The following is an 11,084-nucleotide window of genomic DNA, read 5'->3' as shown; positions in this document are numbered from 1 at the left end:
GGGGGGCGGGGCGGGCCCCCCCCCCCCCCGGGGGGGGGGGGGTCTTCCAACCTCCCGGGGGGGGGGGGGGGGGGGGGCGCCCCCCCCCCCCCCCCCCCCCCCCCCGGGCTTTGTCGGGACTGATTTCAACGACGGCCGTGTGCGGGCTGTCGCGCGGGCCGATCACGTCGACCACGGTAATTTCCGGGTCGACGTCGGCCAGCGCCAGGAAGTCGGTCAGCGGCGCACCGCCGGGGGCGTGGATCAGATAGCGTGCTTTGCCCGGTATGGTCGGCGCGGCTTGCGCTTGTGTCATGGAGTTCTCCTTGAAAGTGCAACGCCCTCCGCGGCCGCAGCCGTCGGAGGGCAGGGGTGGCGCCCTGTGCGCCACCTCGTCATCATCCCGGGCCGGGCTTAGTGCAGCGTTTGCGGGCCGCCATACTGGGCTGTGTTGCCGGCGTTGGCCAGTTGGGTCTGCTGTGCCAGCTGTGCCAGTTGCGCCTGCTGCTGCGCATAGGCCGCCGTCACCGGATCGACGCCGAACGGCAGCATGCCGCCCAGTTGGCCGGCGATGCCGCCGATGGTGTTGCCCAGGCCGGCGTTACCGAACGCGCCGCCGATCGCGCCACCCAGCGGCTGGGCCACGCTCTTGATGATGTTGCCGAACCAGCCCTGCGGCGCCAGGCCTTGCAGTTGCGCCTGTTGCTGGGCGTACGCCTGCGTGACCGGATCGGCACCGAACGGCAGCAACGGCGGGACGATGCCGCTGTTGCCGATGCCGGGGCTGCCGATGGTCGGCGTGGGACTGAAGATCGGCGGGCTGATCACGCCGCCGTAAGGACGCTGCTGGTGCAGCAGGTTGCTGAAGAAGCCTTGCGGCGCCAGCGCCTGCTGCAGTTGAGCCTGTTGAGCTTGTTGAGCGTAGGCCTGCGCCACCGGGTCGGCGGAGAACGGCAGCATGCCGCCGAGCTGGCCGGCGATGCCGCCGATGGTGTTGCCCAGGCCGGCGTTACCGAACGCGCCGCCGATGGCGCCGCCCAGCGGTTGGGCCACGCTCTTGATGATGTTGCCGAACCAGCCCTGCGGAGCCAGTTGTGCCTGTTGAAGTTGTTGTAGTTGCTGCAGTTGAGCTTGTTGAGCGTAAGCCTGTGCCACCGGGTCGGCGGAGAACGGCAGCATGCCGCCCAGTTGGCCGGCGATGCCGCCGATGGTGTTGCCCAGGCCGGCGTTACCGAACGCGCCGCCGATGGCGCCACCCAGCGGTTGGGCCACGCTCTTGATGATGTTGCCGAACCAGCCCTGCGGTGCCAGGCCTTGTAGTTGCTGAAGTTGTTGTAGTTGAGCTTGTTGAGCGTAGGCCTGTGCCACCGGGTCGGCGGAGAACGGCAGCATGCCGCCAAGCTGGCCGGCAATGCCGCCGATGGTGTTGCCCAGGCCGGCGTTACCGAACGCGCCGCCGATGGCGCCGCCCAGCGGTTGGGCCACGCTCTTGATGATGTTGCCGAACCAGCCCTGCGGGGCCAGTTGCGCTTGTTGCAGCTGCTGTTGTTGCTGCGCTTGTTGTGCATAGGCTGCCGTCACGGGATCCACGCCCAGCGGCAGGAAAGAACCACCGATGCCGCCGGCCGCCTGGCCGATCTGGCTGCCCAGATTGGCATTGCCGAACAGGCCGCCGATGCCGCGGCCGATCAGGCCTCCCAGCGGCGCGCCCAGCAGGCCGCCCAGAAAACCCTGCGGCGCCAGGCCGCCCAGTTGCTGTTGTCCGTAGTATTGTTGATACTCGTTCATGACATCTCCTTTTGTTTGTGGTGTTGGCCAGCGCCGCCATGGCGTGTGCGCCCGCGCTGGAAGAATTTGGACCGGGAGGCGGGAGGATTAGTTTTGGTATTCTTGGTGGCTCCCATGCCTTAATCAGGTATCATCCGGCCTCACCATCAACACAGCGTTCCCATGACTTTCCGCCGCCTCGATCTGTTCTGCCGCGTCGTCGACAACTACGGCGACATCGGCATTTGCTGGCGCCTGGCCCGCCAACTGCAACGTGAGCACGGCCTCGCCGTCACGCTGTGGGTGGACGACCTGGCCAGCTTCCGCCGCATCTGTCCGGCGGTCGATGCCCATGCGGACAGGCAGCAGGTGGACGGCGTCCAGGTGCGCCACTGGCGCGATCAGGACGGCGTGTTCAGTCCGGCCGATGTGGCCGACATCGTCATCGAGTTCTTTGCGGTCGACATCCCGCCCGGCTATATCGAAGCGATGGCGCTGTGCGAGCCGCGCCCGGTGTGGTTCAACCTCGAAGGGCTGACGGCGGAAGAGTGGGTCGAGGGCTGCCACCGCCTGACGTCGCCGCATCCGCGCCTGCCGCTGACCAAGCATTTCTTCTTCCCGGGCTTCACCGAAAAAACCGGCGGCCTGCTGCGCGAGGCGGAACTCGAGGCCGAGCGCCTGCGCTTCCAGTCCGATCCGGCCGCCATGGCCACCTCGCTGGCGCGCTTTGGCGTCGCGCCGGCCGATCTGGGGTCGACCAAGGTGTCGCTGTTTTGCTATCCGCACGCGCCGGTGTCGGCGCTGCTGGACGCGTGGCGCGACGGCGCCGAAGCCATCACCTGCCTGGTGCCGGAGGGCGTCGCGGCCGAAGCGGTGCAAGCCTTCCTCGGCGCCGACCCGGTGGCCGGCGCGAGCGCCACGCACGGCGCGCTGACCTTGCGCGTGCTGCCGTTCGTGCCGCAGCCGGACTACGACCGCCTGCTGTGGGCCTGCGACCTGAACTTCGTGCGCGGCGAGGATTCCTTCGTGCGCGCGCAGTGGGCCGGCAAGCCCTTCGTCTGGCACATCTATCCGCAGGACGAGGACCTGCACCACAAGAAGCTGCGCGCCTTCCTGCAGCGCTACGCCGGCGGGCTGGAGGCGCTGGCCGAATTTTCGCTGCGCTGGAACGGCGCGCCGGCGGCGGGGGAGCCGGCCGGCTGGTCCGCGCTGTGGCGGGACTTCCGCGCGCAGATGCCGCAAATGGCCGCGCACGCCGCCGGGTGGGAGCGGCAAATGCTGGCGCACGGCGATCTGGCCGGCAACCTGATGCAATTTGCCGCCACGCTGAGATAGGCGCAGCGGGAAAAGCACGGTATAATGCCGGGTTAATCTCTAGCGCATTTTTACCCGATCAACCGTGAGCTGATGGCTTCCCGCCTGGCGACAGATGATTTTTACGCAACCTACTTTTTACGTACACTCTCTATGAAACCTGCAAAAGAAATTCGTGTTGGCAACATCATCATGGTTGACAGCAAGCCTATGATCGTTCTGCGTTCCGATGTGAACGGTTCGAGCCGCACGGGCTTCACGTACAAATGGAAGATGAAGAATCTTCTGACCAACACCCCGATGGAAAACGTCTTCCGCGGCGACGACAAGTTCGACGTGGTCGTGCTGGACAAGAAGCCGGTGACCTACTCGTACTTCGCCGACCCGCTGTACGTGTTCATGGACTCCGACTACGAACAGTATGAAATCGAAGAAGAAAACCTGGGCGACGCCCTGAGCTACCTGAAAGACGGCATGGAATGCGAAGCCGTGTTCTATGACGGCAAGGCCATCTCGGTCGAACTGCCGACCACCATCCAGCGCCAGGTCGTGTACTCGGAGCCTGCGGTCAAGGGCAACACTTCGGGCAACGTCCTGAAAGAAGCCAAGATCGAAAACGCCATCGAATCCAAGCAGCACACCGTTCAAGTGCCGCTGTTCGTGAGCCAGGACGATGTCATCGAAATCGACACCCGCACCAACGAATACAAGCGTATCGTTCGTAACTGATCGCTTTTCCTTGCAAAAAAAGCACGCTCGCGCAAGCCGGCGTGCTTTTTTTATTGGAAATAGGTAATTATTTGCCGATTTGTAATAATTTTTGTGGTGTGGGTTGCAACACGCTGATATATTTATGGCACGCAATAAATTGCGACTATTAGTGATCAGAGACTAACCACTCACGAGGATGGCATGGATCGCAGGGATTTCGTTCGAATCGGCTTGGCGGCGGGTGCGGCGGCCGGCGGCAATCGGGTGCTGGCGGCGCCGGGCACGAGTGCCAAGCTGGGCACCGGCGGCATCCTCGACGCCGGCGTGTGGGAACAACAGCAGATGATGGAGGCCGGCAAGCTGACCTCGCACGCGCTGACCTCGCAATACCTGGCCCGCATCAAGACCATCGACAAGTCCGGCCCCCGCCTCAACGCCATCATTGAAATCAATCCCGAAGCGCTGAAGATCGCGCTGGAGATGGACCGCGAGCGCAACCTCAAGCGCGTGCGCGGCCCCCTGCACGGCATCCCGGTACTACTGAAAGACAACATCGCCACCGGCGACCGCATGAGCACCACCGCCGGCTCGCTGGCGCTGAACGGCGTGCGCGCCGCGCGCGACGCCCACGTGGCCGCGCAGCTGCGCGCGGCCGGCGCCGTCATCATCGGCAAGACCAACCTGAGCGAGTGGGCCAATATGCGCTCGACGCACTCGGTCAGCGGCTGGAGCGGTCGCGGCGGGCTGACGCTCAATCCCTATTCGCTGGACCGCAACTGCAGCGGCTCCAGCTCCGGCTCGGGCGCGGCGATCGCCGCCGGCCTGGCCACGCTGGCGGTCGGCACCGAGACCGACGGCTCGATCGTCTCGCCGGCCTCGATCTGCGGCCTGGTCGGCATCAAGCCGACCCTGGGGCTGGTCAGCCGCAGCGGCATCATCCCGATCGCGCATTCGCAGGACACGGCCGGCCCGATGGCGCGCAGTGTGGCCGACGCCGCGCTGATGCTGGCGGCGATGACGGGCGTGGACCCGAGGGACCCGGTAACGCAGGAAGGCGCCGGCAAGGCCGGCGACTACCGCGCCGCGTTGCGCACCGGCGCGCTGCAAGGCAAACGCATCGGCGTAGCCCGCAATTTCTTCGGCAGCAACGACGAGCTGGACGCGGTGATCGAGAAGGCGCTGCAGGAACTGAAGGCGCAGGGCGCGGTGCTGGTCGATACCGAGGTGCCCAACACCAGCAAATACGGCGACAGCGAAACCGAAGTGCTGCTGTACGAATTCAAGGCCGACCTGGCCGCCTACCTGAAGGAATACGCGCCGGACGCGCCGGTGGCCAGCATGGCCGACGTGATCGCCTTCAACCAGAGAAACCATCAGAAGGAATTGCCGTTCTTCGGCCAGGAATACCTGGAGCGTTCCGAGGCGAAAGGCGACCTGGACACGCCGGCCTACCGCGAGGCGCTGGCCAACAACCATCGCTATGCGCGCGCCGAGGGACTGGACCAGGTCATGAAGGAGCACCGGCTCGACGCGCTGGTGGCGCCCACCGGCGGCCCGGCGTGGCTGACCGACTTCATCAACGGCGACCATTTCGGCGGCAGCTTCTCGTCGCCGGCGGCGGTGGCCGGCTACCCGCACATCACGGTGCCGGCCGGCTACGTGCACGGCTTGCCGGTCGGCCTGTCGTTCGTCGGCGCCGCCTACAGCGAGGCCGCGCTGATCGGCATGGCCTACTCGTACGAGCAGGCCACGAAACACCGCCGCGCACCGCAATTCCCCGCCAGCGTCTCGCTCGCCGTCCGCTAAAAACTGGGGGGCAAGTCTGCATTCGTACGCGAACTCAACTGTAGTAAAGTTGCCAAGCTTGAGCCCCGTGTCCGAATGACAGACTGCCCCAATTTTTAAGGATAATCTGAATGACGAAAGCTTTGTTCCGTGTTGCACTGCTGGCGCTTGCCGCCGGTGCGGTTTCCCCGGTATTGGCGGCATCGGCCGCGAAGGGCGATGGCGGTCGCGCCTTCGCCAAACCGCGGCAGTTGATCGATGTCGGCGGCCGCAAGATGAATTTGCATTGCAGCGGCGAGGGCGCCACTACAGTGTTGTTCGACTCGCCCTCCGGTGATGCTGGATGGGCGTGGTTCAAGGTGCAGCCGGAAGTGGCGAAGCACGCGCGCGCTTGCGTGTTCGATCGCGCCGGCTTCGGCTTCAGTGATCCGGCCACGCGTCCGAACACTTCCGAAAACGTGGTCGAGGATTTGCACAAGCTGCTGGACGGCGCCGGCGTCAAGCCGCCTTATGTCCTGGTCGGCAATTCGCTCGGCGGCGCCAATGTGCAGGTCTACGCTTACCGTTACCCGGACGAGGTCAAGGGCCTGGTGCTGGTCGAAGCGCAGCATGAAGACGAAACCAGCCGCCTCGACAAAGCCACCGATGGTAAGATCAAGCAGATCTACGGCATGGTCGAGCAGCAGAACCAGTACTGCCTGGCTGCTGCCAGCAAAGGCAAGGGCATCGCGGCGGGCAGCCAGCAGCAAAAGAACTGCATCGGCGATCCGTCGACCTTCTTCGGCCCTGCGCTTGGTCCGGTGGTGCTGGCGCAGGAGCGCAAGCCACTCTACTGGCGCACCACGGTGGCGGAATGGAATGCGATGAAGGATAGCGACGAACAATTGCGCGCCTTGCGCCGCCCGCTCGGCGACCTGCCGTTGGTGGTGCTGACGCGCGGCGTCAGCCCGTATGCGGTGCCGAACCAGCCGCAAAGCGCGCTGAATAAAGCGATGGAAGACGAGAACGTCGCGATCCAGAAGGAGATGGCCGCGCTGTCCACGCGTGGCACGCAGCACATCGTGGCCGGCGCCGGCCACGGTATTCAGGCCGACAAGCCCGAAGCCGTGATCGAGGCGGTGCTGGAAGTGCTCAAGCAGGTCAAATAGTCACACCCAGCTCGCGCAGGATCTGCTCCTTCATTTCCTGGAACTCGGGGCGGGACAGCTTGCGCGGGTGTGGGTGCGGCACTTCGAACATCGCCTGTATCTTCGTCGGACGCGGCGACAGCACCAGGATGCGGTCCGCCATGAACAGCGCTTCTTCCACGTCGTGCGTGATCAGTATCACCGTATGGCGTTCCTCTGAAAGGATGCGCAGCAGCTCGGTGCGCATCTTCAGGTTCATCAACGCATCCAGCGCGGAGAACGGCTCGTCCATGTACAGGATCTCCGGCTTGACGACGAACGCCCGCGCCAGCTCCACCCGTTTCAGCATGCCGCCCGACAGTTCGTGCGGGTAGCTGTTTTCGAAGCCCTTCAAGCCCACCATGGCCGCGTAGTGATCGGCCAGCGCCGCCTTGTCGCCGTGGCCGTCGCCGTTCAGGCCGAACATCAGGTTCTGCTGCACCGTCAGCCAAGGGAACACCGAGCCATGCTGCGAGATCGAGATGCCCTTGGGGCTCGGGCCGCGCCGCACCGTGCCGTCGATGCGCACCTCGCCTTCGCTCGGCGGCTCGAAGCCGGCGATGATCTTCATCAGCGTCGACTTGCCGCAGCCGGACGGGCCGACGATGGCGACGAATTCGCCATCCTTTACGTCCAGGCTGACGCCGCCGACCACCGGCAGTTCCTTGAAGTTTTTCTTGATGTTGTCGACGACGATTTTAGCGTCCATAGTTTTAGCGTCCATAGCGCCACCTTACCGATTTGAGGCCTTCGAGTTTGCGCATCACCGCGTCCAGTATCAGGCCGATGATGCCGATGATGATCATGCCGGCGATGACCAGATCGTAGCGGTTGCCGGCGTTGCGTGAATCCATGATCAGATAGCCCAGGCCGGAGCGCAGCGCGATCATCTCGGCCGCCACCACCACCAGCCAGGCCACGCCCAGCGAGATGCGCATGCCGACGATGATCTCCGGCAGCACCGCCGGGATGATCACCTGGCGGAACAGCACCGTCTTCGACACGCCGAAGTTCTCGGCCGCCCGCAGGTAGCGCCGTTCGATGGTGTGCACGCCGGCGGCCGTCTGCACGATCATCGGGAACACGGAGGCGATGAAGATCAGGAAGATCGGCGACAGGTTGCCGACACCGAACCAAAGGATCGCCAGCGGGATCCAGGCGATAGGCGAGATCGGGCGCAGGATCTGGAAGATCGGATTGAGCGTGATGTAGGCGCCGTCCACGCGCCCCATCCACAGGCCCATCGGAATGGCGACCAGCGCCGCCAGGCCGAAGCCGGTGCCGACGCGGAACAGCGACGCGCCGATGTGCTCCCACAGCGTGCCGTCTTCGGCCAGCTCCAGCGTGCCGGTCACCACTTGCAGCGGCGTCGGGAAGATCACGCTTTCGGTCTGTACCACGACCACCCACCAGAGGGCGATCAGCGCGACCAGCACCGCCAGCGGCGGCAGGATTTTTTTCAGTTTTTCCATAACGTCCAGTTCATGTTGAGGGAATGTGCCGCCCGCAGCGCGCGCCACTTCAGGCGCGGCCAGCCGGCGGCCGGCATGGCGTCCACCACCACGCGCATTTGCCCGCTGGCGTGCGCGGTGCAGGCGAAGTCGTTGATGGAGACGGTTTCGAACGGCAGCCGGAAACTCTGCCCCGGCATGATCAGCACCGGTCCGAAGATCTGCGGCACGCTGTCCTTGTTGCGCAGCAGGAGCACGTCGTTGGCGCCCTGCGTCAGATGGATTTCGGACGGCAGGATCTCCACCTTGTCGCCGGCCATGCGGCGCGCCCAGGTGCCATTGGGGATTTCAAACAGTTCGTCGCGCGAGGGCAGGACGAGCGGCGCCAGCGCGGCCCAGATGCACAGCGCGGCAGCAGCAGCCAGCAGCAAGGCGGCGCCGGCCAGCGGCCAGCGATAGCGGCGGCGCGGCGGCGTACTCAATTCTTCAGCAGCAGTGTAGTGTCGTGCACCACGTCGGCGGCGGTGCGGCCGAACGGCAGCAGCGCGCGCAGGTTGCCCTTGCGATCGACGAAGTACAGATACGAGGAATGGCCGACGACGTAATCGGTCTTGCTCCCCTCGATCATCTTTTTGGTGGCGGTGATGCCGTAGTCCCGGCGCACGCGCTCCATCTGCTGTGGCGTGCCGGTGGCGCCGATGAAGGTCGGGTCGAAGGCGCGCAGGTAGTTCTTCATGCGTTCGGGCGTATCGCGCTCCGGGTCGACCGTCACATAGATCACCTGCAGCTGGGCGGCCTGCTCACCGAGCTGCTTGCGCGCGTCGGCCAGCATCGCCAGCGATACCGGGCACACATCGACGCAGGAGGTGTAGCCGAATTCCAGCAGCACCAGCTTGCCGCGGTATTGGCTCAGTTTCAGCTCCTTGCCGTCCGAGCCGCGCACGGTGAAGTCGGGCGCCATGCGCGGCGGATCGAATACGCCGGCTTTCAGTCCCAGCGTGTCGGCGGCATGGGCGCTCAGCGAGGTCGCCGCCATCGCCATCAGCAGCACGAGAGTCTTGATCATATGTTGATGGCCACCGGTTTGATGGCCTTGACGAAGCTCTCGTCCACATAGGATTCGTAGGGAATAGGGTGCTTGATGGTGCCGGCTTCGATCGACAGCTGCATCAACTCGTCGAATTCGGCGCGTATCATGCGCAGGTCGCCGTAGGTCACGCGGTCGGTCGGATTCTGCATCACGAAGCGCAGCACGTTCGGATCCTGGTTGAAGTACTTGCGGCCGGCGGCGATCGTGACCGCCTTTTCGCGGCTGGCCGGCCCGGAATCGAGCCAGTTGCCGGACGCCTGCACGAAGTTGACCAGCTCCTGCACCAGCGGGCGGTTTTCCTTGATCAGCTCTTCACGCACGGTCAGCACGCAGCAGATGTAGTTGCGCCATTCGTCGCGCGTCATCGCCAGCGGCCGCGCATAGCCGGCGCGCTGCGCCGCTGCGCCGAACGGCTCGCCGGTGCAGTAGCCGTCGACCGCCTTGGCGTACAGCGCGGCCGGCATGTCCGGCGGCGCCATCTCGACGATCTCGATATCCTTGGGCGTCATTTTTTCGCGCGCCAGCATTTTGCGCAGGAACAGGAAGTCCACCGCGAAGCGGCTTGGAATGGCGATGCGCTTGCCGCGCAGGTCGGCGAATTTCTTGTAGGCGGAATCGGTGCGCACCATGATGACGGCGCCCGAACGGTGGCCCAGCGAGACGATCTTGACGGGGATGCGCTTGTCAGCCAGGTCCATCACCAGCGGCGCCAGCATGTAGGCGGCCTGGATGCGGCCCGTCATCAGCGATTCCTTGATCTCGGGCCAGCCGTTGTACTTGCTGTACTCGAAACCGCGCGGCAGCGCGCCCGGCTTGCCGGCGGCGGCGGCCTTCGCCATGCAGGCCACCGGCAGCGTCAGATTGCAGGTGACGGGCAGGCCGCCGACCTGGATCGGTGCATCGGCCGCGCGGGCGCTGGACGGCAGGATCAGCGGCAGCGCCGGCACGGCGGCCGACAGCAGGCCGCCCAGAAGTTGGCGCCGCAGTGGCGAATCGGGAGAAGAGTGGTCTTGGTTATCCATAGCGCTCAGCCGTGTGTAATACCGGAGTGTAATACATTATGTAATTGTACTACACCGGCTGAGGGTGTTTCAGGCTTAAAGTGCTTTTCTGACCAGCACGGGGTCGGCGCGATACACATCCGGCGCGATCCGCTTCAGGTTCTCAACCTTAGGCAGGTCGTTGAAGGCGATGTACGGATGGCTGGGATGCAGCGTCAGGAAGTTCTGGTGATAGGTTTCGGCCGGATAGAATTTCTTATCCAGTTCGATCCTGGTCGCCAGCGGCTTCTTGAACACGTGCGAGGCATCGAGCTGCGCGATGTACTTTTCCGCCACGCTGCGCTGGACCGGCGACTGCGGGAAGATCGCCGAGCGATACTGGTTGCCGGTGTCGGGGCCCTGGCGGTTCAGCTCCGTCGGATTGTGCGCCACCGAGAAGAAGATCTGCAGCAGCTTGCCATAGCTGATCTGCGTTGGATCGTAGGTGATTTTCACGGTTTCCGCGTGGCCGGTGTCGCCGCCGCTGACGGCGTCGTAGTTGGCGGTGCGGCTGTCGCCGCCGGCATAGCCGGAGACCGCGTTGCTGACGCCTTTGACGTGCTGGAACACGCCTTGCACGCCCCAGAAGCAGCCGCCGGCGAAGATGGCGGTGGCCGAGTGTTCGGTGGTTGCCGGCTCATCGACCGCCGGCGGCGCGATGACGACGGCGATTTCCGCCGATTCCGCCGGCTGTTGCCATAACGCGACACCGAAGATGCTGGCGCCCACCAGTACCAGCGGACCGCCCCAGTTTTTCAAGATGCTGTTCATATGTACTCCG

The 11,084-nt window shown here is 64.8% G+C and carries 11 protein-coding genes and 1 pseudogene; 4 read left to right on the top strand and 8 right to left on the bottom strand.

Features of this window, described 5'->3' with window-relative positions; genetic code table 11:
* Positions 1-295, bottom strand: a pseudogene (locus ACCD07_RS23335) (hypothetical protein); the annotation flags it as partial.
* Between the two features lie 98 nt (positions 296-393).
* Positions 394-1,767: a hypothetical protein gene (locus ACCD07_RS23330; RefSeq protein ID WP_353403026.1), complete on the bottom strand. Its 1,374-nt coding sequence runs from the start codon at positions 1,765-1,767 to the stop codon at positions 394-396.
* 162 nt (positions 1,768-1,929) lie between these two features.
* Here ACCD07_RS23330 and earP point away from each other — a divergent pair, with 162 nt between their 5' ends.
* The 4 genes from earP (at position 1,930) to ACCD07_RS23310 (ending at position 6,704) form a co-directional block, all read left to right on the top strand.
* Positions 1,930-3,081 (top strand): elongation factor P maturation arginine rhamnosyltransferase EarP, encoded by a 1,152-nt coding sequence (gene earP / locus ACCD07_RS23325; RefSeq protein ID WP_413448687.1) that lies wholly within the window; start codon positions 1,930-1,932, stop codon positions 3,079-3,081.
* Positions 3,082-3,213: 132 nt separating this feature from the next.
* Positions 3,214-3,789 carry an elongation factor P gene (locus ACCD07_RS23320; protein WP_176651652.1) on the top strand — a complete coding sequence of 192 codons (576 nt, stop codon included), beginning with the start codon at positions 3,214-3,216 and terminating at the stop codon, positions 3,787-3,789.
* A gap of 183 nt (positions 3,790-3,972) precedes the next feature.
* A complete protein-coding gene (locus ACCD07_RS23315; RefSeq protein WP_353403028.1) occupies positions 3,973-5,577 on the top strand; it encodes an amidase in 1,605 nt (534 codons plus the stop codon).
* Between the two features lie 110 nt (positions 5,578-5,687).
* A complete protein-coding gene (locus ACCD07_RS23310; protein WP_353403029.1) occupies positions 5,688-6,704 on the top strand; it encodes an alpha/beta fold hydrolase in 1,017 nt (338 codons plus the stop codon).
* On the opposite strand, the gene ACCD07_RS23305 is transcribed toward ACCD07_RS23310, so the two are convergent.
* From ACCD07_RS23305 to msrA, 6 genes are all read right to left on the bottom strand, one after another.
* On the bottom strand, positions 6,697-7,446 hold the full coding sequence (locus ACCD07_RS23305) for an ABC transporter ATP-binding protein (RefSeq protein WP_176651650.1): 750 nt from the start codon (positions 7,444-7,446) through the stop codon (positions 6,697-6,699). The two genes, ACCD07_RS23310 and ACCD07_RS23305, sit on opposite strands and share 8 nt — an antisense overlap.
* Positions 7,436-8,194, bottom strand: a complete 759-nt coding sequence (locus ACCD07_RS23300; RefSeq protein WP_353403030.1) for an ABC transporter permease — start codon at positions 8,192-8,194, stop codon at positions 7,436-7,438. The genes ACCD07_RS23305 and ACCD07_RS23300 overlap by 11 nt, the downstream gene beginning before the upstream one ends.
* Positions 8,182-8,655, bottom strand: a complete 474-nt coding sequence (locus ACCD07_RS23295) for a hypothetical protein (protein ID WP_353403031.1) — start codon at positions 8,653-8,655, stop codon at positions 8,182-8,184. Before ACCD07_RS23295 ends, ACCD07_RS23300 begins: the two co-directional genes overlap by 13 nt.
* On the bottom strand, positions 8,652-9,239 hold the full coding sequence (locus ACCD07_RS23290; RefSeq protein ID WP_353403032.1) for an SCO family protein: 588 nt from the start codon (positions 9,237-9,239) through the stop codon (positions 8,652-8,654). The genes ACCD07_RS23295 and ACCD07_RS23290 overlap by 4 nt, the downstream gene beginning before the upstream one ends.
* On the bottom strand, positions 9,236-10,285 hold the full coding sequence (locus ACCD07_RS23285) for an ABC transporter substrate-binding protein (protein WP_353403033.1): 1,050 nt from the start codon (positions 10,283-10,285) through the stop codon (positions 9,236-9,238). Before ACCD07_RS23285 ends, ACCD07_RS23290 begins: the two co-directional genes overlap by 4 nt.
* Before the next feature lie 75 nt (positions 10,286-10,360).
* Positions 10,361-11,074 (bottom strand): peptide-methionine (S)-S-oxide reductase MsrA, encoded by a 714-nt coding sequence (gene msrA, locus ACCD07_RS23280; RefSeq protein ID WP_413448686.1) that lies wholly within the window; start codon positions 11,072-11,074, stop codon positions 10,361-10,363.
* Between the last annotated feature and the right edge of the window lie 10 nt (positions 11,075-11,084).

Source organism: Duganella sp. Dugasp56, assembly GCF_047304105.1.
Lineage (GTDB): Bacteria > Pseudomonadota > Gammaproteobacteria > Burkholderiales > Burkholderiaceae_D > Rugamonas > Rugamonas hordei.
This window is presented reverse-complemented; position numbering and strand designations above follow the sequence as displayed.